Source organism: Corynebacterium pyruviciproducens ATCC BAA-1742 (genome assembly GCF_000411375.1).
GTDB classification, from domain to species: domain Bacteria; phylum Actinomycetota; class Actinomycetes; order Mycobacteriales; family Mycobacteriaceae; genus Corynebacterium; species Corynebacterium pyruviciproducens.
This window is the reverse complement of sequence record NZ_KE150446.1, coordinates 280,001-300,661: the sequence shown is the minus strand read 5'-3', so window position 1 is coordinate 300,661 and position 20,661 is coordinate 280,001. Positions and strand designations below refer to the sequence as shown.

General features: G+C 60.2%; 12 protein-coding genes, 1 tRNA gene and 1 pseudogene. 7 read left to right on the top strand and 7 right to left on the bottom strand.

Translation table 11 applies throughout. From position 1 onward, the window contains the following. Positions 1 to 2: 2 nt before the first annotated feature. Together argS and HMPREF1219_RS01410 are read right to left on the bottom strand one after the other, a co-directional pair. On the bottom strand, positions 3 to 1,652 hold the full coding sequence (gene argS / locus HMPREF1219_RS01415) for an arginine--tRNA ligase (RefSeq protein WP_016457223.1): 1,650 nt from the start codon (positions 1,650 to 1,652) through the stop codon (positions 3 to 5). Between the two features lie 594 nt (positions 1,653 to 2,246). Further along, positions 2,247 to 3,926 (bottom strand): L-lactate permease, encoded by a 1,680-nt coding sequence (locus HMPREF1219_RS01410; protein ID WP_016457222.1) that lies wholly within the window; start codon positions 3,924 to 3,926, stop codon positions 2,247 to 2,249. A 461-nt stretch (positions 3,927 to 4,387) separates the two neighbouring features. Between HMPREF1219_RS01410 and HMPREF1219_RS01405 the strand changes: the two genes are divergently transcribed. The 5 genes from HMPREF1219_RS01405 to HMPREF1219_RS01385 all read left to right on the top strand — a co-directional run bounded on the left by HMPREF1219_RS01405 (position 4,388) and on the right by HMPREF1219_RS01385 (position 9,307). Next, positions 4,388 to 5,173: a (Fe-S)-binding protein gene (locus HMPREF1219_RS01405; RefSeq protein ID WP_016457221.1), complete on the top strand. Its 786-nt coding sequence runs from the start codon at positions 4,388 to 4,390 to the stop codon at positions 5,171 to 5,173. After that, on the top strand, positions 5,170 to 6,693 hold the full coding sequence (locus HMPREF1219_RS01400; RefSeq protein ID WP_016457220.1) for a LutB/LldF family L-lactate oxidation iron-sulfur protein: 1,524 nt from the start codon (positions 5,170 to 5,172) through the stop codon (positions 6,691 to 6,693). Before HMPREF1219_RS01405 ends, HMPREF1219_RS01400 begins: the two co-directional genes overlap by 4 nt. Then, positions 6,693 to 7,352, top strand: a complete 660-nt coding sequence (locus HMPREF1219_RS01395; protein WP_016457219.1) for a LutC/YkgG family protein — start codon at positions 6,693 to 6,695, stop codon at positions 7,350 to 7,352. Before HMPREF1219_RS01400 ends, HMPREF1219_RS01395 begins: the two co-directional genes overlap by 1 nt. Before the next feature lie 320 nt (positions 7,353 to 7,672). After that, positions 7,673 to 9,097 (top strand): alpha/beta fold hydrolase, encoded by a 1,425-nt coding sequence (locus tag HMPREF1219_RS01390; RefSeq protein ID WP_245554366.1) that lies wholly within the window; start codon positions 7,673 to 7,675, stop codon positions 9,095 to 9,097. A gap of 137 nt (positions 9,098 to 9,234) precedes the next feature. Continuing rightward, a tRNA-Arg gene (locus tag HMPREF1219_RS01385) sits at positions 9,235 to 9,307 on the top strand. Between the two features lie 49 nt (positions 9,308 to 9,356). Here the strand turns inward: HMPREF1219_RS01385 and HMPREF1219_RS01380 are convergent. Then, complete coding sequence (locus HMPREF1219_RS01380; protein ID WP_016457217.1) at positions 9,357 to 9,812, bottom strand: MarR family winged helix-turn-helix transcriptional regulator; 456 nt, start codon at positions 9,810 to 9,812, stop codon at positions 9,357 to 9,359. Between the two features lie 237 nt (positions 9,813 to 10,049). Here HMPREF1219_RS01380 and HMPREF1219_RS01375 point away from each other — a divergent pair, with 237 nt between their 5' ends. After that, complete coding sequence (locus tag HMPREF1219_RS01375; protein ID WP_016457216.1) at positions 10,050 to 10,580, top strand: YceI family protein; 531 nt, start codon at positions 10,050 to 10,052, stop codon at positions 10,578 to 10,580. A 72-nt stretch (positions 10,581 to 10,652) separates the two neighbouring features. On the opposite strand, the gene HMPREF1219_RS01370 is transcribed toward HMPREF1219_RS01375, so the two are convergent. From HMPREF1219_RS01370 to HMPREF1219_RS01355, 4 genes are all read right to left on the bottom strand, one after another. Further along, positions 10,653 to 13,241, bottom strand: a complete 2,589-nt coding sequence (locus HMPREF1219_RS01370) for an SMC family ATPase (protein WP_245554365.1) — start codon at positions 13,239 to 13,241, stop codon at positions 10,653 to 10,655. A 57-nt stretch (positions 13,242 to 13,298) separates the two neighbouring features. Then, positions 13,299 to 14,483, bottom strand: coding sequence for a metallophosphoesterase family protein (locus tag HMPREF1219_RS01365; protein ID WP_016457214.1), 1,185 nt, complete (start codon positions 14,481 to 14,483; stop codon positions 13,299 to 13,301). A 382-nt stretch (positions 14,484 to 14,865) separates the two neighbouring features. Then, the gene (locus HMPREF1219_RS01360; protein ID WP_016457213.1) at positions 14,866 to 15,744 is read right to left on the bottom strand and encodes an SWIM zinc finger family protein; all 879 of its coding nucleotides are present in this window, start codon (positions 15,742 to 15,744) and stop codon (positions 14,866 to 14,868) included. Continuing rightward, complete coding sequence (locus HMPREF1219_RS01355; protein WP_016457212.1) at positions 15,728 to 18,835, bottom strand: DEAD/DEAH box helicase; 3,108 nt, start codon at positions 18,833 to 18,835, stop codon at positions 15,728 to 15,730. Before HMPREF1219_RS01355 ends, HMPREF1219_RS01360 begins: the two co-directional genes overlap by 17 nt. A gap of 277 nt (positions 18,836 to 19,112) precedes the next feature. On the opposite strand from HMPREF1219_RS01355, the pseudogene putP reads away from it, so the two are divergent. Next, a pseudogene (gene putP / locus HMPREF1219_RS01350) lies at positions 19,113 to 20,656 on the top strand (sodium/proline symporter PutP). The last annotated feature ends 5 nt before the right edge of the window (positions 20,657 to 20,661 follow it).

The following is a 20,661-nucleotide window of genomic DNA, read 5'->3' as shown; positions in this document are numbered from 1 at the left end:
CGCTACATCCTCTCCGGTGCGGTCACTCCGACGAGGCGGAGGGCGTTGGCGAGCGTCTGGCGGGTGGCCATCGCCAGTGCGAAGCGGGCCTTGTGAATGGGCTGAGCCTCCTCGTCCTGGCCCGGCAGCACGTGGCACGTGTCGTAGAAGCGGTGGAACGTGGCAGCCAGCTGCTCGGCGTAGCGCGCGATGCGGTGCGGTTCACGCAGCTCTGCGGCGGAGGCGACCACGGCGGGGAACTCGCCGAGGGTGCGGATGAGGTCACCCTCGCGCTCGTGGGTGAGAAGCGACAGGTCCGCGCTCGCGGTATCCGTCACCTCGCCCCCGACGTTTTCCGCCTTCCTGGCCAGCGAGCACAGGCGTGCGTGGCCGTACTGCACGTAGTAAACGGGATTGTCGGATGACTGGGCTGCCCACAGATCCAGGTCAATGTCGAGGGTGGAGTCCACGCTCGAGCGGATGAGCGAATAACGAGCAGCGTCGATGCCGATGGCCTCGACGAGGTCATCCAGGGTGATGACGGTGCCGGCACGCTTACTCATCTTCACTGCGTGGCCGTCACGCAGAAGGTTGACCATCTGGCCGATCATGACCTCAACGCGATCGGCATCGTAGCCGAGCGCCGCCGCGGCCGCTTTGAGGCGGGCGATGTAGCCGTGGTGATCCGCACCGAGCATGTAAATAGCTAGATCATGACCGCGGTCAAACTTGTTTGCCACGTAGGCGATGTCGCCGGCAATGTAGGCCGCGTTGCCGTCGGACTTGATCACCACGCGGTCCTTATCGTCACCGTAATCGGTGGACTTGAGCCACCACGCACCCTCGGCTTGGTAGAGCTCACCGCTTTCCTTTAGCTTTTCGACGGCCTTGTCGACGGCCCCGGATTCGAACAGGGAGTTCTCGTGGAAGAACACGTCGAAGTGCGTGCCGAACTCTTCCAGCGACTTCTTGATGTGGTCGAACATCATCTCCACGCCGTGGGCGCGGAACGTCTCCTGGACTTCCTCGTCGCTACCCTCCAGCGCCGTGGGCACCTCCTTGAGGACTGCCTTGGCGATGTCCTGGATGTAATCTCCGCCGTAGCCGTCCTCCGGGGTCGGCTCGCCCTTGGCGGCGGCAACCAGTGAACGGGCAAAACGGTCGATCTGTCCACCGTGATCGTTGAAGTAGTACTCGCGGGTCACCTCGGCACCGGAGAACTCCAGCACACGGCCGAGGCTATCTCCTACCGCGGCCCACCGAGTGCCACCGAGGTGGATGGGGCCCGTGGGGTTAGCGGACACGAATTCCAGGTTGATCTTGGTGCCCCTGAGGCTCTCGGAGGAGCCGAAAAATTCCTTCTGCTCCAAAATTTTGGCCACGATTTCCCCCTGCGCTGCGGAGTTGAGCCGTAGGTTGATGAAGCCGGGACCGGCGATCTCCGCGCTTTCGATGGCGGGGTCGTTAGCGAGGGCATCGGCAAGCTTCTGCCCAAGCTCGCGAGGGTTCATTCCAGCCTTCTTAGCCACCTGGAGGGCGAGGTTGGTGGCATAATCGCCGTGCTCGGGGTTGCGTGGGCGCTCGACGGTTACCTCGTCAGGCAGCACGCTCGGATCCGGGAGAATCGATTCTGCAGTTTTCTTCACTAAAGTTGCAAGATCAGCTGGTGTCATGGGTAGTGATCATACCGCGCAACTGGCAAAACAACGATTTGGGGCCGAGGCGCCTCCCCTCCAGGCACACAATTCGGGCCCGCTGCGCTTTCCCAGCGAGCGGAACCGCTTTTCTCCCCGCAGTAACAAGTCGCTTACCTCACGAGCCACAGCGCAAGCTCGGCCACCCTTCCGGCTTTTAGCACAGTGCCTGGTCACCCCACCGATTCTGACCAAGCACGATATCAACGGCCATCATCTTCTTTTTCTGCGTCGTCGCTCCTCGTATCCACTGCTTTTCCCAGCAGCTGCAACGTGAAGGACAAAATTTAGCCTGCACGTTAGCCCGCCCGCCGGGAGAATACCAGGAAAGCCCTTTTTTGGGCGGCAACTTGAAGGTTAAAAATTAGCCTTCGATGTTTCTGCCCTATTCACCCAGGTTGTCGCGAGTGTCGCGGGCGTCGTCAACGTCGCGGGCGTCGTTAACGTCGCGGGCATCGTTACCGCTGCGGGCGTCATATGACACCGCGAGTGACGAGTGCAGAATGGTGCGGAAGGAGGACGTCGAAAAGCAAAAAACCCACCCGAGGGTGGGTTTTCGAGGCTGCGGTGAGTCTAGACCAGCGAGAAAAGGAAGACAACGATGCAGACGTATACGAGGAGACCCATCGAGTACGGGAACACCTTGCGCATAATCTTGGACTCGCCGTTTTCCATATGAACTGCGGTAGCCGCGATGGTGAGGGTCTGCGGCGAGAACATCTTGCCGATGACAGCACCACCAGAGTTGGCTGCGGTGAGCAGCACGGGGTTGGCACCGATTTCGTTTGCAGCAGTTGCCTGCATCTTGGCAAACAGGGCGTTGGAGCTCGTTGCGGAGCCCGTGACCGCCGTGCCGACCCAGCCAAGGATCGGAGAGATAAGCGGGAACACGGTCCCGGCGGTCGCAAGTGCGGCACCGATAGCGGCGGTCTGGCCGGAGTAGTTCATCACGTACGCCAGGCCCATCACGGAGGCGATGGTGAGAGCGGAGAAACGCATCTTGTATGCACCCTTACCCAGATCGCCGAAGCCCTGGCCGAAGCTCATGGGGAACGCCTTGGTGGCGTAAGCAGAGTACACAGCGACGGTGATGAGACCGGAAATGAAGAGCAGCGTGCCGGGGTTCGATAGCCAGTTGAAGTTGTACAAGGTACCGGTGACTTCCGAACCATCCGGGTTCAGGAGATTGCCGCCAATGACCGGCCACTGGAACTTCACGTCCGTGGAGGCCAGCGCCTTGGGGATGTTGATACCGAGAGTCCATAGCTTGGCGATGGCAAACACGACAACAACGAGGAGGTACGGGAACAGCGCGAGGAATGTGCGCTTGCCGTCCATCTCGTTGGCGCGGGAAGTATCCACCTGGCTGGCCTGATCCTCAGGCGTGGTGGGCTTCCACACACGGAGGAAAGCGATGCCGATAGCGAGGGACAAAAGGCAGGCGACCACGTCGGTGAGCTCGTAGGAGAAGAAGTTGGAAGCCAGGTACTGGCCGCCACCGAAGCTGATGCCCAGCACGAGGGCCATCGGCCACACCTGCTTGAAGCCGCGCACACCATCCATGATGAAAGTGAGGATGAACGGGACAACAACGGCGATGGCCATCATGAGCAGGCCGGTCATGCCGGCAACCTCACGCTGATCAAGGCCCGTGAGAAGCGCGGCGGTGGTCACCGGAATCGCCATTGCACCGAACGCCACGGGGGCGGTGTTTGCAACGAGCGTGGTGGTTATTGCCTTCATCGGCTTCATACCTAGCGACAGGAGCATCGCCGCCACGATGGCGACGGGAGCGCCGAAGCCTGCGAGGGCCTCGAGGAGACCACCAAAGGAGAACCCGATGAGCATGGCCTGCACGCGCATATCGCCGCGGCCAATCTTGGAGAAGATCAGGCGCAGATCCTCGAATCGGTTGGACGAGACCGTAAGGTCATAGAGCCACACAGCCATCCAAATGATGAAGACCACGGGGAACAAACCGAAGGCCACGCCTTGTGCCAGCGAAGCCAGGGAGTAGCTCACCGGCATGCCAAAAACGAAGATTGCGAGCGCCAGGGAAACAATCACGGCACCGATAGCGGAGGTGTGTGCCTTCCACTTCAGAGTCATGAGGAAGATAAAAAAGGCAACAAGCGGCAGTGTGCCAACCAACGCGGTAAGCCACGTGTTGTTTGCCACACTCAGGGTGTCAGCCTGGAACGTCTGTGCAAAGTAGTGCACAGACTCCCCCACTGCTAAGAGGGTATGCTGCATTTCACGCTCCTTGTATCAAAAATCGATAGGTACTTGTGTACTTCGCGTCCGTGCTGGTCAAGAGCGGGGACCGGCGAGTACGGGGGGACGAGAAATGAACATCAGACAAATTATTCTCTCCTTTTTGTCCCATAATCCCAACTCTTATTTAACATCACACCAATGTAAGACGAAAGTCTTAAGGCACAGATTGAGACATTTTTCACATTTTGGTCTGACCATTTTATCTTTGGACATACCTTTCAAAAATGAAAAGCACGCCCCGACCTGCACAGCCAACAATTACGCAACTATTTAGTTTCTTAATTAGCGCAGGTGAGAGCGGTTTCCGAGATGATTTTTTGCCACATTTCCCACTAGACTTTGTTGTGACATCCACTGCGCCAGGTCATCAGACCTACCCCTGAAGAGTTGGTTGAGGCCACCGGCGGCAGTTTCGACAGAAAGAGAAGGAGCTGCAATTGCGCGTCGCTCTATTTAACACGTGCATCGGGGACGCCATGTTCCCGGATGTGCTAAAAGCCACGGCAGTTATCTTGTCCCGCCTCGGCTGCGAGGTCGTCGTTCCTGAAGAACAGACCTGCTGTGGCCAGATGCACTTCAACACCGGTTATCAGAAAGAAGTTGTCCCCATGGTGGAAAACTATGTGGACGCCTTCAGCGACCCCTCGATCGATTACGTCGTCGCCCCCAGTGGTTCCTGCATCCACTCTGTACGCGGCCAGCACCCCCAGGTCGCCGAAAAGTACGGCAACGCTGCCCTGCGGGACGGCGTGAGCAAGGTGACCAAGAAGAGCCTCGACCTCTCGGAGTTCATCATCGACGTGATGCAGACCGACGAGCTAGGCGCATTCTTCCCCCACCGCGTAACCTACCACCCCAGCTGCCACGGAAAGCGCTTGCTGAACCTTGGTGATCGCCCCCTGCGCCTCCTTCGCAACGTGGAATCCATCGACCTCGTCGAGCTCCCCAACGCTGAGGAATGCTGCGGATTCGGCGGCACCTTCTCCATCAAGGCCCCGGAAATCTCCGCCGCCATGGTCAACGATAAGACCCGCCACATCCGTGAGACCGGTGCCGAGTATGTCACCGGCGGAGACCAGAGCTGCCTGTGGAACATCGGAGGCACCCTGTCCCGCCAGCATGCTGGCATCCGCGCTGTGCATCTGGCCGAGATCCTCGCCTCCACAAAGGAGCACCCGTGGACCCCGACTTCCGCCGTGTACGACAAGGAGAAAATGCTGTGACCACTTTCCTTGGTAAACCCAAGATGCCGCCCTTCGCTCCGGACAAGAACGGCGCGCTGCGTGGCGACCACAACTTCCTGGAGAACGCACACAAGGACCTGTACAAGGTAACCCAGAGGCGCAACCTCCACAACGCCACCACGACGATCCGCAATAAGCGCCAGCGCGTGGTGGACGAGCTCGATGACTGGCAGCAGCTGCGCGATGCCGGCTCCGCCACCAAGCGCGACGTGGGAACCCGCATGGCAGAGCTCCTCGAGCAGTTCGAGGCCTCCGTCACCGCCAACGGCGGCCACGTTCACTGGGCCCGTAACGCCGACGAGGCCAACGAGATCATCACCGGCCTTGTTAAGGACACCGGTGCCAAGAAGGTGGTCAAGATCAAGTCCATGGCCACCATGGAAATCGGCATGAACGATGCTCTGAAGAAAGCCGGCATCGCCGCACGCGAGACCGACCTCGCAGAGCTCATCGTTCAGCTCGGCCACGACAAGCCGTCCCACATCGTGGTTCCGGCGATCCACCGTAACCGCGCTGAAATTCGCGACATCTTCGTCCGCGAGATGCCCACCACCGACGAGTCACTGTCCAGCGACCCGCCGGAGCTCGCCGAGGCCAGCCGTTTGTTCCTGCGCAAGCAGTTCATGGAGGCCGAGGTAGCCATCTCGGGCGCCAACTTCGGTATCGCAGAAACGGGCCACGTCACCATCGTGGAATCCGAGGGCAACGGCCGTATGTGTCTCACCCTCCCCAAGACGCTCATCTCCGTCATGGGTATTGAGAAGATCCTCCCGAAGTTCCAAGACCTCGAGGTCTTCCTCCAGCTTCTCCCCCGCTCCTCCACCGGTGAGCGCATGAACCCCTACACTTCGCTGTGGAGTGGTGTCACCGAGGGCGACGGCCCGGAGAACTACCACATCGTGCTCATCGATAACGGCCGCACCGCGGTGCTGTCCAACGAGACCGGGCGCGAGGCACTCAAGTGCATCCGCTGCTCTGCGTGCCTCAACGTGTGCCCGGTGTACGAGCGCATCGGTGGACACGCCTACGGCTCCATTTACCCCGGCCCCATCGGCGCGATTCTTTCCCCACAGCTCACGGGTATCAAGGATCACAACGATCCCAACGCGTTCCTTCCGTACGCCTCCAGCCTCTGCGGACGCTGCAACGAGGTCTGCCCCGTGCGCATCCCGATCGTGGAGACACTGCTGGATCTGCGCAACAAGAAGGTGGAAAAGGACGCTCCTCCGATCGAGAACGTCCTCATGCAGATGATGAAGCTCGTCTGGGGCAAACCGCAGCTTTGGAACACCGTCACCGGCCTCGTGTCCTTCGGACGCATCCTCGGCGGGTTCGACGGCACCATCAAGCACCTGCCCAGCTTCCTTTCCGGATGGACCGATATGCGTGACAGCGCTGTTCCGCCGAAGAAGTCCTTCCGCGACTGGTTCGACACCGACGAGGCGCAGGAATTGCTCCGTAACGAACGGGAGCACAGCTCAAAGGAGGAGTCCAAGTAATGCAACGCCACCTTGATGCCGCCAAGAATGCGGAGGCGAAGGCTGAGATCCTGAGCCGTATCCACAACGCCAACAAGCTCGCCGGCAAGGCCGAAGAGGCCTACCCCATCCCCCGCGAATACCACCGCGAATGGGACAAGCCGGTGGACGAGCTGCGCGATATTCTCATCGGTCGCCTGGAGGATTACAAGGCAACCGTGCACGAGGTAGCTGAAAAGGACCTCGCCAGCGAGATTGCCAAGGTGCTCAACGAGCGCAAAGCGAAGGACGTGCGCTACGCGCCAGGTCTCGATGCCTCGCTCTTTGAGGGCTTTAACGGCACCGCTACCCCGGATTCCAAGGACACCGATTCCCGCCTGCTCAACGAGGTTGATGCAGTGGTGACCGATTCCAAGGTCTCTGCCGCCCAGACCGGCACAATCTGCCTCGAGTCCGGTGAGATGTGTGGCCGCCGCGCCCTCACCCTCGTGCCCGATGTTCACCTGTGCATAGTCCGCCCGGATTCTGTGGTCTATTCGGTTCCGGAGATGATCGCTCGCCTCGACCGTCGTACGCCGATCACCATGGTGTCCGGCCCGTCGGCCACAAGCGATATCGAGTTGTCTCGTGTCGAGGGTGTCCACGGTCCCCGTACGCTCATCGTCTTCGTAGTGAAGTAGACGGTCGCCACCGATTGATGGCTTGATTCAAGCTCCTCCCCGCTCCTGGCGCGGAGGAGCTTTTTCGTTCTCCTTTTCCGCAGGTAATTCAGGATTTTCGGAGCTTAACGTCCGGCGGGACCACGCTGTGGGCTGTAGGATAGGGCCATCGCCATTGTTACCGATCACGGAAAGGACCTTTTGTGCTTCGCAGATTGGTCGCAGGTATTGCAAGCGCCGCCGCAGCGATGTCACTGGCTACTCCGATAGCCTCCGCCTCCCCTGTTACTTGGGAACAGTGCCCCGCTAGCGTCATCCGGGACGAGGCACGATGCGGTAGAGTGACTGCTCCCATGCACCGTGAGGACCCTGCCGGAGAGCAAATTTCAGTGGGCTTCATTACCCTCCCCGCGCGCGGAGCAAAGAAGGGCACAATTTTCTACAATCCCGGCGGCCCCGGCGGTTCAAACTATGCCACGATGGGTGGCCCGGTTTTTGAATTCCCACGCGAATTGAGAGAAAACTACGACATCGTGGGAGTCGAGCCGCGGGGTTTGGAAGGATCGACGCCGGTTGACTGCGATGTGGAGGCTGCCGCGAACGCCCCCGTCACCGAGCAGCTGAGCTCCGGTGGTGCTCTGACGCGGCGGGTATGCGACCCTGCTTACGCGACGAGCCTCACCACCGACAACAACGCATCAGATTGGGATGCAGTGCGCGTGGGCTTGGGGCTCCCATCCATCGACATCATTGGCTTGAGCTACGGCACGGTGCTGGGGAGCAGGTACGCGACGCTCTACCCGGAGCACACCGGCAAGGTGGTCCTTGATTCCGGCCTCCCGCCGGAGCAATTCTGGGGCAGTATCCTCGTCGAGCAGGTGCCCCGTTACCTCAGCAATCTCTACACGTTCTTTGGCTGGGCAGCCAGCAATGACGATACGTACCACCTCGGCGACACACCGCTCAAGGTGTACAACGCGTGGGCGCAGAAGATTTTTGCGGAATCCGGGACCACGCCCACGGTGGCTCCGCCTCCCGCGCAGCCTGGAGACATGGATCCTGCTTTCATCCCGCTCAATAACGCCGTGGCACCGCATAAGGCCCTGGCTGACAACTTCTTTAACCAGGCCGTCCATGGTGGAAACCAGTCCACCTCCCCCACTCTCGGCCTCTCCCGTATCCTCATGCCGCAATCCTGGGCGTGGGCCTACTTGGCGTCCATGCTGAGTGGCTACACGCCGACGCCAGGCATAGAGGAGCTCCAGGGCCCGGACGAGGCCCAGAAGCTCGCCATGCAGTCCCAGCTCATGCAGGGGCTCATGATTTGCAACGAGAACCTGTCTGGAACGGATCCATCGCGCATTCCAGCGTTCTACTGGAATAGCTTTGTCAGCGGCGATATTTTCTGGCTCGCTGCTAACTCCGTGGCCTCCGGGGTCAGCTGCAATGGGGCGCAACCCGTCGTTGACGCGATTCCACTCGATGGCTCTCGTCTCGCCTATCGTCCGCTGGAAATTCAGGGCACCGATGATCCCCAGACCCCGTACCATCTCTACGGCCCGCTTGCGAAACGGATGAACTCTCAGGTAGTAACCGTGGACGGCTACAACCACGGGTGGATCGGGTTTGGTTACCCGGCGATTGACAAGCTCGTGGTTGACTACTTCCGCACCGGACAGGCCACAACCGATCACATCACCATCGGGCTTCCCACCGCGGTCCTGGCACACAACAGCGTGGAGTCCCTTGCCGCACAACGTGGCTAGTTTCCGCCACCACGCCAGCAGCCGGCGTAGCTGCCGTGGCTTTTCGCACAGTGTTCCGGTGCGCCTCGAGGCGGGTGTCCTCTCCGGACGTGGGGATTTTGCGAGGTGGCTGCGGGCGACTAGACTCTCATAGCGTTGCCCTCGTAGCTCAGGGGATAGAGCGTCGGTTTCCGGTACCGAAGGTCGCACGTTCGATTCGTGTCGGGGGCACAACAAAAATGCACCTCTTTCGAGGTGCATTTTTTTCGTCTGTCACAGGCTAGCGCTTGTAAGAATCCCGGACGCGGGTAAAAAAGTGCGTCAAGACCTCGACGTCTGCCGGATCGATGTTGTCAAAAATCACCTTGCGCACGCTCTCCACGTGGTCCGGCGCGGCAGCCTCGAGCCTCTTCATACCACTTTCAGTGAGCTTGACCAGCACGCCCCTCGCGTCCCCCTCGCACTTGCACTTTTCCACCAGGCCCCGTCGCTCCATGCGCGTCACTTGATGGGAGGTACGGCTCCTGTCCCAGCGCAGCTGGAAGCATAAATCGCGCAGGCGAAGGCTGCGCTCCTCTGCCTCGGAAAGGGTAACCAATACGGAAAATTCCGGCGTGGTTATCTGGTGTCCAGACTGGAGGGTCTCTTCGATGCAGCGACTTGCTGCACGTTCGGCATCCAGAAGCAAGCGCCACAGGCGCTGTTCATCATCTGTTAGCCAATGGGGTTCAGTCATACCACACACCTTAAGGTCAACAGGGTCGAAAGCAAAAATTCTACCTGCCCGAAGAGACTCCTTGAGGAGAGTTTTTCTTTTTTGTTGACCCATCACCTATTCCGTGCATGATGGGAACCCCGCACCGAGCGAGGCACCAAGAAAGGCCTTTCACAGTGAGGGTTACTCTGACGGCCTCGTGCCGGTACGAAAAAGGAAAACGAACACACATCCCACACATACCAAGGAGACTTTCTCATGACTAACCTCACCGGTTCCTACACCATCGATCCCGTTCACTCCAACGTTGGTTTCACCGTCCGCCACGCGATGGTGACCAAGGTCCACGGCACCTTCAACGATTTCGAGTCCAGCTTCACCGTCGACGGAGACAAGGTTGAGGGCACGGCAACCATTAAGACGGATTCCATCGATACTGCCAACGAGCAGCGCGATGGCCATGTGAAGAGCGCCGACTTCTTCGATGTGGAAAATTACCCGGAGATGACTTTCACCATCACTGGCGCCGAGGTTGGCGACGGCACGGAGGGCACCGTCACGGGCGACCTCACCATTAAGGGCGTCACCAAGTCCGTTAGCTTGAACGTTGAGGTCCTCGGCGTACAGGAGGACCAGAACGGCGATACCCGCCTCGGTTTCGAGGCATCTACCAAGGTCAACCGCAAGGACTTTGGCATTGACTTCCAGGCCCCGCTGAACGGCGGCGGCGTCCTCGTGGGCGAGAAGATCGACATCGTCATCGAGGGTTCTGCAATCAAGAACGCGTAACCTACTCGTCGCCCTTAGCGGGCACAACGAAAACAGGGGCTTCCCGTAAACACGGGAAGCCCCTGTTTTTCTTTACCCGGTTAGTTCATCGATGCGGTAGCTGTGGGCGTTGGCCACGCCGGCAAAGCGGGACGGGAAACAGGTGAGGATAAAGATCTGGTGCCGCGCGGAAATCATGTTGATGAGGGCCGCCATATCGTCGATCCTCCCCTGGTCGGAGTGCCCCAAGAAGTCATCGATGAAGATGGGAACCTGTGCCCCGCTCTTCGCCGCGACCTCTGCGAGCGCCAGGCGAACGATGAGAGTGAGCTGTTCTTTGGCACCGCCGGAAAGCTGCTCAACATCAATGGCGATGCCATCTTCTATCCGCTGTGAGAGCTTGAGATCCTCATTGAGGCTGAAGTGGACGCGTGGCCCAAAGATGACCCGCGCCAAATCGTTGATCGCCTGCGTCAGCGGCGCAGCGTAGGCATCGAAGGCCTCTTTCTTGTGCTTTTCCAGGACGGAGAGGAGCCGTGCGTACACGTCAGCGCGGCGGACGAGGCGCGTTGACCTCTCTGCGGCCTCTTTCGCCTCAGCCTCCGCGGCATCGCGTTCCTCCGCCAGTCCCCTGGCACCGTCGATCATGCTCGATTTACTGGCGAGCTGGAGCCGGGCCTCCTGGCAGGAGTTGATGTTGCTTTCCACCTTGGTTCGCGCCACCTGCAACCGGCTGTCAATGAGGTCCGGCTGCTCTTCTGCAAGCTCCGCCGCCTTCTTCGTGGCAAATTGTTCGGCCTCGTAGGCGGTAGAGGCGGCCGCGGCAGCCTGCTTTTTAAGCTCCTCCAGGGGCTGGGCCTCCTCAGCTTCCCGAACACGGGCGGAACTGCGTTCGCAGTCAGCCTTCGCCTTTTCTACAACGCTCGCCTGCACCTTCACATCGACGAGGACGGTGGAGCCCTGGAGCGCGGTCGCCTCGCTGGCGGCAACCTCCGCTGAGCGCTGCGCCTCGTCGGCGTTCTCCCGCAGCTCCTCCAGCCTTACTTCCTCCGTCTCCGCGCTAGCCACATTGGTGGCATCAGCGAATTCCTCGTCCGGCGGGAACTCGTCGAGCGCGCGCTCAATCTCCGCCACGCGCTCTGTGCGTTCCTCCAGGGTGTGGGTTCCCAGAAGTTCGTCGCGGCGCAGCTCGAGCTTCTCAATGTCCCGCTTAGTTTCCGTGTCCCGGTCATGCACCTCACGTGCAGCTGTAACCGAATCGCACCCCACGTCTTCGAGCAGTTGCTCCAACGTGCTCACGGCCTTATCTACATCGCCGTTGAGCTTATCGGCACCCTGCGCGGGGGTGATGGTGGCCAACAAACCGCGGTACCCGATCGTGCGCGTTGAGGCGACGAGAAGGGGCACATCGGTTGCGTCAAGCTCGATATCGTCGTCATCCACCCGAACGGTGAGAACCTCGGACGTGTCCTTGTGCAGTGTCACCGTGGCAACGGCGGCCTCCCGCGTCGCGCGAGCCACCTCCACATCTTTCTCCGCCTTCTCCAGCTTCCTCAGCACGGCGGTGGTGACCTCAGTGGTGGAGAGCGTTGCTCGCTTGGAGGCGATCTCTTCTTTGAGGGCGAGCGCCTTCTCAATCACCTGGCCGTATTCTTCCTTCTCCTTCACCAGGCGTTGGCGCTCTTGACGCCGCTCGGCAGCCCGGAGCGTGGCGCGTGCGGCCTTCGCCAGTTCTAGGGTCTCCGTTTTCCGCTTTTCTGCCTCCTCAATCCGCTTTTCTATTTCACGGGCTTTGCTCGTCAGTTCCTGCTGGAGCTTCTCCTCGCCTGCAAGGTCGTGTTTGCGCTCCTCTGCCTCCGCGATCTCTCGCTTGCGGCGTTCCAGTGTCTGCTTCAAAACATCGGATTCGCGGCGTGCCACCTCCGCACCGGCTCGGGCTTCGTTGACGGCACCCTGGAGATCAGCGAGCTTCTCCTTGCGTTCCTCCCATGTTGCGAGATCTTCCTTCAAAGCGGGGAGTGCTGCGTTCAATTCCTCGATTGTCTTGCGCAGGCGACTGATCGAGGCGACGGTCGCATCCATCTCAGAGATCTTCTTCTCCACAGCCGCGAGGCGTTCCTTTGCTGCGTTCGTGGTATCGACGGCGTCGTTGATAAATTTCTTCCGTGCACCGGAGGTAGTGAGGAATTCCTTGGCCTCGTTGCGAACTTTCTCCACAAGGTCGCTTTCCCCAGTACCCGGCTGGTTATCGGTGCCCCCGAGTGCCTGCTGAACTGCGGGGATAGATAGCGCATCCACCTGTGTGTCGATTGTTCCCTGCTCGATGAACAGCTCGCGAGCGAGGTTGGTATCAACACTGCTGGACAGGAGCTGGTTCAGCTCGTTTTCGGCCTCATCACCGCTTAGGCTTGCGCGCGCGGAGCCGGGGAAAGAGAGCTGCGTTCGGACCTGCTTGAGGTAGTTCTTCTCCACCACCGTGTCCACCCCGTCGAGGTGGAGCCCCAGGCGGATGCCAATGGGTTCGCTCAGCCCCGCGGTGGCCAGAGCCTTTACCCAGCCCTTCTTTGCGCTGCTCTTCTCAGTCAGGGCCATTTTCACCGCCTGCATGATGGACGATTTCCCCTGCTCGTTGTCACCGTGGATGATGGTGACACCGGTGGGTGGCACCTCGGAAAAGCTCATAGATTGAAGGGGCCCGAGGTGGGAAACGGAAAGTGATGTGATGTGCATGGGAGGCCCTTACCGCGAAGCCGTGAGACGGAAGAGAATTTTCAGAGCTTGCGAATCTATCTCGTCGCCAGCACGTGCCCCTTGCCGGAGCTCGTCAAACGCGTCCTGCGCGTACCCCCGCAAGTCGACGTGGTCCAGGTCCTCCTCAGACGGCTCCACCCCGAGGTTGTGGAGGCGCTCTCGCTCAAACAAACCTGCAAATTGGGGCCGCAATCTATCCAGGGCGTGAGCCAGCATCGTGTGATCCATCAACGAGGCCGCACCGGTCAGGGCGTACTTGATAGCGGTGTGTGGCTTATCCTCGTATTCTTCGAGCTCCTCGATGAAGCTCGCGATGTCCTCGGTCCCCTCAACGTGCCGGGTGATCGCTTCAAATGTCCACTCCCCTACGGGGATTGTCTCCACGCCCACGGTCACCTCGTTCACCGTGGCGCCGTCAGGCGCATCGACGGTGACGAGAAGGACATTGCCACTTGCGTTCTCACCCCCGCCACCTGGTATTTCCTTGAAATCCGTGGGCTCAGGGGAACCGGAAAACCACACTCTCCCGCGCTCGTCGAGCTTTGTAGTGGAGTGTGTATCTCCAAATGCCACGTAATCCACCAACCGGTTGTCTACGGCCCTTGCAATCTTGTCCAAATCAATCAGCCCCGCCGCGTGGTCATTAGTTCTCGCCTCCACCTGGCCGTGAGCGACGAGGATGCGTGAGCGGCAGGAGCTCCCCTCACTTCCCACGGGCTGCAGCCCAGCACACGCCTCCTCCGCCAGGTCCGTCACCGGCTTCTTGGATTTCAGGGGCGCGCCAACAACTTCCACCCCGGGGATCACCTCTACTGGCCCAAACGAATCGAGCACAATGATGGCGGAGGAACCGTCGTCACTGGAGTCCTGAAACTTGGCGAGGATAGCGTCGGGTGACATCGGGTCGTGGTTACCAGGCAATAGTACGAGTGGCACCCCAAGATTCTTCACCACCGCCTCCGAACGCCTAAAGGTGATATCCGAGACAAGGTTGGAATCGAAGTTGTCCCCCGCCGCCACGATGAAGTCACACCCCTGTTCGCGGGCGAGCGTACCGATCCTTTGGATCACGTCAATGCGCGCCTGGTTGTAGCGGGCATCTCCCTCTACACCCAGAAACCAGCGCCCCATTCCCAACTGCCAATCTGAGGTGTGGATGAATGAATACCTCATGGAGCTGTCCTTTCCTCGCCTGCCCAGGCCTCATGCACGCCGCTGTTGACGCGCCACAACGCGGATCCAACCTATTATGACCGGTGCAACGGCGGTTCAGAGGCCACTCATTATCAGTCGTGCTTCCACAATACTGGCACCAGCCACGCTTCCGCAGGAAAATTCGAACACATTCGAACAGTTTGGGAAACCCGGCCATCACGCAGGGTGCCAATTGGTGGTTAGACAGGCTTTGTGGTTCCGGTCTTCCGGCCTCGGGCGAGCCGAACCCGAGTGAAGCACTTCGCGCAGAGGTTTCCTGTTCACCGTGTCCCACAGAAGCCGGCTCAATGTCGGCTAGGGCTCGCCTCGTTGCGATAGCCGTTGGTGCTTCTCGTAGGCGCTACTGAGTGTCGTCGCCGCTGTCGCCCAGCGCGTAGTAGAGATCCTCCAGGTCGCTGACGGCCCGCATCTCATCGATGGCGGAGTAGGAAATCTCTCTAAACGCCTGATGGAGGTAGGTGTCATCGCCGTCTTGGATAGCGAGAGCCTTGCGTGGGGTGGGCAGATCGGGCAACGGACCACCCTCCCAGAACCGCTCCGAGCTCTCCACGGCGCGCCGCTTGGACAGCTGCGCCACGGAGGAGGACACCGCCCGCTCGAGCTCAGTCAGATCGATACCACGAATTTCAAAAATCTTGTTCGGGTCCGCGTCGAGGATGAGTGCGAGCTGATGCGCGACGGCAACCACATGCTTGCACGCGTTAAAGAAGTCCGGGCAGGTGCAGGAATACCTCATGTCATACGTCTCGTACGCCGCGACGATGCCGAGGATTTCACCGTCAATGGTGCCCTCGTGGAGGAGCATCGGACGGGCGGCCAGGATCTCTATGAGCTGGGCGATCTCATCGGGTGAGCGGCGCGGGAAAATGATCGTTGTCTCAAACGGCTCGTTTTGCGACCCCGTGACATAGGCGTGCACCGCGGAGTTATCAAAGCGGAGGGAGGGAAGAACGTGACCGGTTCTCGAGTAATCCATGCCCCGCACGAACCGTCCGGGGTCCGCCTCCTGTTCCACAGCCTCCATCACGAACTTTGCCAACGGCTGGTGAAGCTCATCCACCGGAGAGGCAGCCTTCGCCGCCGCCATGCCTGCCAGGAAGTTCTTGGCGTTGTTCATCTTCCTGCTGCCACGGAAATTGGCGTAGATCACGTTGCCTTTCGTGCGCCGCCTCTTCTTGGAATCGGGCAGGCCCGACGAGGGCTCAGAATCTTTGGACATCCTGTGCAGTCCTTTCTGCCTCGCTGCGGTAGCTCATCAGCTCGCTGAGTTGCTGCGGGTTGAGCTCGGTGATCCAGCCTTCGCCCGTGCCCACTACGGCCCCGGCGAGCTCCGTTTTTGATTCCAGTACCCGCTGGATCTGTTCCTCCAACGTACCCGCTGCAACCATCTTGTACACGTGCACATCGCTTCGCTGGCCGATGCGGTAGGCCCGGTCGGTCGCCTGGTTCTCCACCGCCGGGTTCCACCACCGGTCCATGTGGACCACCTCCGTGGCGGCGGTCAGATTGAGTCCCGTTCCGCCCGCCTTCAACGAAAGAATGAAGATCGGCGGGCCGCCTTCGGATTGGAACGCCTGCACCATCTGGTCGCGCTTCTTTTGCGGCACACCACCGTGGAGGAACGGGATATCATGGCCTGTTCTTTCCGCGAGGTACTCCTGCAGCATGGTGCCAAAAACACGGTATTGGGTGAAGATGAGCACCCGCCGCCCGGACACGAGCGCGTTATCCACTATCTCCATGAGCTTTTCCACCTTGCCCGAGCGGTGCCTGCCACGGTGCGTCATGGGCGAGCCGTCGCCCAGGAAGTGGGCCGGGTGGTTGCAAATCTGCTTGATCTTGGTCAGCGATGCCAGCACAATCCCCTTGTACTCGATGCCGCCCATCTTTTGTTCCTCCAACTTACGCTGCACGTCGTTGACGTACCCCTGGTACAGCGCGGCCTGCTCCTTGGTCAGCTTCACGGTTATGACCTGCTCGAACTTTTCTGGCAGCTCGTCAATAACGGCCGGATCCGTTTTCAGCCGCCTGAGGATGAACGGCGCGGTGAGCGCCCGGAAGCGCTCGGCCAGCGAGCCGTCATCTTCGCGTTCGATCGGCTTGGCAAAGTGGTTGCGGAAGAAAGTGGCCGACCCCAAGATCCCGGGGTTACAAAAGTCAAGGATCGCGCGCATCTCTGAGAGCCTGTTCTCCACGGGGGTGCCGGTCAACGCGATGCGCTGCCGGGCGTGGATGGACCGCACGGCCTTGTGGGTCACCGTCGCGGTGTTCTTAATCGCTTGGGCCTCGTCGGCTACCACGTGATCCCACTGCAGTCGGGCGAGATCCATGAAATCCTTAGCCACGGTGCCGTACGAGGTAACGAGGACATCGAGCTTGTCCACCTGCTCGCGCAGCTCGTCGCCTGACTTCCGCTTGGCCCCGTGGTGGAGAGCAACGCGAAGCGAGGGGACAAACTTGGCGGCCTCCGCCTTCCAGTTGCTGATCACGCTCGTGGGGGCAATGACGAGCGTCGGCGGACGCTCCGGATCCCGGTCTAATTCTATGGCCAGGAGCGTAAGAATCTGGAGGGTCTTGCCCAGCCCCATGTCGTCGGCAAGCACAGCCCCGAGGTTCATCTGCGACATCCAGTGCAACCAATCCACCCCGCGGCTCTGGTAGGGCCGCAACGTTGCCGTGACCGTAGGGGGGATTGCCACGGGTTCCGGTGCTACGTGGACCCCGGAACCAAGCAGCGAGGCCGTCCAGGAGTTACCCGTAAACTCTAGGTCTTTGTTGTTCGCCTCCTGGAGCGCGAGCGCGCGCATTCTTTCCAGGGAGCTCTCGCCCTGAACGTTGTCAGCCGACAGGGCCCGCTCGAGTTCTTCCCGCGCAGCGTCCAGCTTGCGGCGGACCTCCTCCACCACACTCGGATCAGAATCGGGGTCGAGCTCCAACTCAAAGAGCCTATCGGCCAGTTTCTCAACCTCAGCGTTTAATGAATCGAGGTCAAAGCCCGCGAGCTCCGCCATGTACTCGCGCACCTTTTTCAACGAGGTGCCCTCGACGTTGACCCACGTCCCGCGGATCTTCACCAGGCCGGTGCTGGTGTGGATGAGCTCACGCATTTCCTCGTCGGAAAGCTCGGTGTCCCCCACCGAGAGGTGCCAATCGTAGGCCACGAGGTTGTCCAGGCCGAAGTTGGCGCGACCGCGGACTTCCGCCTCGTCCGAGGCACGTGTCTTGAGTTTCGCGGTGACCTTCCCCGCCGTCCACGCCCGGGGAAACAGCACCTCGAAACCGGCCGCCTTGAGCAGGTCAACGTCAGAATTAACAAACTCAACCAGTTCCTCGGTGGAAAGCTCCACATCCCAATCGCCATCGTCCAGCGTGCGAGCAAGCCCCCTGCCGTGGCGGGTGGGATCGATGAGCGAGGAAAGTCTACACGCCTTGTCCAGCAAGGCGTGCAGGCGCTGCTTGGTACCGCTATCGTATTGGCCCACCCGCACCGGCGACCAACCAGATTCCCCCTCCCGCACGCGGTTGCGGATCACCCAGCGGGCCTCGTCCGCGTTGTCCGCATCGCCTTCATCCACCATAAACACCATGGAAACGGACGTGGAGCGGAGGCTGTCTTTCCACTTGTTGAGGGCTGAGACCACCCGTGGCGTGAACCGGGCCAGTGGCGTGCTCCCCAACAGCGCCCGGATGAATGGGTGATAGTCATACGGGCGAGGTTTGTTGGCCTCCTCCTCAAGCACCGCGTTGGTGATCCAGTGCACCCACCTGTTAGCCACCACCTCGGCGAGATCATTGGGACCGTTAAAAATGAGTACTCCCGGCGCGGAGGCCTGCATGGCAGACAGCCACGTGCGCACCTCCACCGAGCGCGTGAGCTCCCACTCCGGCCACCACGCGTCCTCGTCCCACGAGCAGCGGATGACCACGCGCCCGGCTTCGACGAACCTCCTCAGCCCCACGACCATGAGCGCCAGCCACCACAGGTCAGGCGCGAGGGAGTCCTTCTGGTCCTTCGTGTTTCCCCTACTTATCCCAGCGGCGTAGACCTCCTCTAAAAACGGGACGGCTTCCTTGGGTGCCAGTGCCGCGGTGGGGATGAGGAGTGAGGCCTGATTTTCCTTTGGTGTGAGGAGAACTACCTTGGCCCCTCGGTTAAAGGTGTGACGGTTGACCAAATTCTCAATGGCGGGGGGAAATGTCTGCTCAGGAACCTTTTCCGGGGTCACCACCTTGTGGCCCGCCTCCCGTTCAATCCAGAGACGCAGCCCGGCATCGGAGCTGAAGAGTCCGTGTAATTTGAAGGCGGTCATAGACATATTTGTACCAGGTTGGGGTCACGTTGCTCACCCGGTAGGCAAACATATGTGCCAAAAGTTGGTTTTCACACCCTCCTGCTGTGATACATTGCTCAACAAATGTTCTTCCTTTATAACGAAACCTATACTTTGTAAAAATCCCCGTTTTAGCCGTATCACCGCACCAAGGGGCACAGTACGATCGCTTGACTTCAGCAGCGTTTCTACAGGCCTGGTTCACCGCGCGCTTCGGAGCGCCGGAGGTGGAGAGGAAAACTGAAAGGTTGTGCCCATGAGCGTCACGATGACAGACCACACCTGGTTCATTGTCGCCATCATTTTGTACATGCTCCTCATGCTCGCTATTGGCTATTGGAGCTACCGGCAAACTGATCGTTACGACGAGTACATGCTCGCTGGCCGTTCGCTGGGGCCGGTGGTTGCCGCCCTGTCGGCCGGTGCCGCGGATATGAGTGGTTGGCTTCTCATGGGGCTGCCCGGCGCGCTGTTTGTCACGGGGCTGTCAGAATCGTGGATCGCCGTGGGCCTGTGCATCGGCGCGGCGATCAACTGGCGCCTTGTCGCCCCGCGGCTGCGCGCCTACACGGAGGTGGCCGGCAACTCGATCACGATCCCCAGCTTCTTGGAAAACCGCCTCCACGATTCTTCCCACGTCCTGCGCATCATCGCTTCCCTGGTGATTCTGGTGTTCTTCACCTTCTATGTCTCCAGTGGCATGGTTTCCGGCGGCAAGTACTTCGAGTCCACCTTCGGCGGTTCGTACCTGGATGGCATGCTTATCATTGCGATTGTCACCGTCGCCTACACGTTCATCGGTGGCTTCCTGGCGGTCAGCTACACGGACGCGGTGCAGGGAATCATCATGTTTGGGGCTCTGGTCATCGTCCCGGTGGGTGCCTACATCGTGGTCCATGGCGATTACGATGTCTTCAGCTACGCCACCTCCAATGTGTACGGCCCGCACCCGAACGGCAACCCCACCTACTTCTCCCTGTTCAGCGGGATTTCCGCGGCTGCGATCATCGGCAACCTGGCGTGGGGGTTGGGGTATTTCGGCCAGCCACACATCATCGTGCGCTTCATGGCACTGCGCTCTCCCAAAGAGGCACGCGCCGGCATGTTTGTCACCGTGTTCTGGATGGTCATTTGCGCACTGGGGCTGCCGCTACGGCGCTTATGGGCACGGTGTACTTCGGTGCTTACCCGGAGCGTTCCATCACCGACCAGACCTCCTACGAGACGATCTTCTTGGACATGGGGCGGATGTTGTTCCACCCGCTGATCGGCGGTCTTGTCCTGACGGCGGTGCTTGCGGCGATCATGTCCACCATGGCTTCTCAGCTGCTCGTGGTGTCCTCCGCGCTCATTGAGGATTTGTACAAGATCATCACCAAGAAGCAGCTGTCCGACGGGGTGCTCATGAACTTGTCGCGCACCGCCGTGGTGGTGGTTGCGGTGATTGCCGCGCTCCTTGCGGTCTCCCCGCGGGATTCAATCCTCAGCCTTGTGGCCTTCGCCTGGGCCGGTTTCGGCTCGGCCTTCGGGCCGGTCATTCTCGCCTCGTTGTTCTGGCGTCGCCTGACGGCGCCGGGGGCGATCGCCGCCATGGTTTCTGGCACGGTCATCGTGTTCGCCTGGGGCAACTCGCCTCTGGGGGATTGGTTGTACGAGATGGTTCCTGGTTTCCTCGGCGCGACGATCGTTCTCATTGTTGTGTCGCTTTTAACCAAGGCTCCCTCGGCCCGGCTTGTGGAGGAGTTTGACCAAGCCCAGCACCTCGCTGTCACCGGTGAGTACGCCCACACGACCAAGTAGCCCCC

What these genes read in the sequence shown, in the direction of transcription:
- argS (WP_016457223.1), bottom strand. Translation starts at nt 1,652, where the DNA reads ATGACACCAGCTGATCTTGCAACTTTAGTGAAGAAAACTGCAGAATCG.
- HMPREF1219_RS01410 (WP_016457222.1), bottom strand. Translation starts at nt 3,926, where the DNA reads ATGCAGCATACCCTCTTAGCAGTGGGGGAGTCTGTGCACTACTTTGCA.
- HMPREF1219_RS01395 (WP_016457219.1), top strand. Translation starts at nt 6,693, where the DNA reads ATGCAACGCCACCTTGATGCCGCCAAGAATGCGGAGGCGAAGGCTGAG.
- HMPREF1219_RS01380 (WP_016457217.1), bottom strand. Translation starts at nt 9,812, where the DNA reads ATGACTGAACCCCATTGGCTAACAGATGATGAACAGCGCCTGTGGCGC.
- HMPREF1219_RS01375 (WP_016457216.1), top strand. Translation starts at nt 10,050, where the DNA reads ATGACTAACCTCACCGGTTCCTACACCATCGATCCCGTTCACTCCAAC.
- HMPREF1219_RS01370 (WP_245554365.1), bottom strand. Translation starts at nt 13,241, where the DNA reads ATGAGCTTTTCCGAGGTGCCACCCACCGGTGTCACCATCATCCACGGT.
- HMPREF1219_RS01365 (WP_016457214.1), bottom strand. Translation starts at nt 14,483, where the DNA reads ATGAGGTATTCATTCATCCACACCTCAGATTGGCAGTTGGGAATGGGG.
- HMPREF1219_RS01360 (WP_016457213.1), bottom strand. Translation starts at nt 15,744, where the DNA reads ATGTCCAAAGATTCTGAGCCCTCGTCGGGCCTGCCCGATTCCAAGAAG.
- HMPREF1219_RS01355 (WP_016457212.1), bottom strand. Translation starts at nt 18,835, where the DNA reads ATGACCGCCTTCAAATTACACGGACTCTTCAGCTCCGATGCCGGGCTG.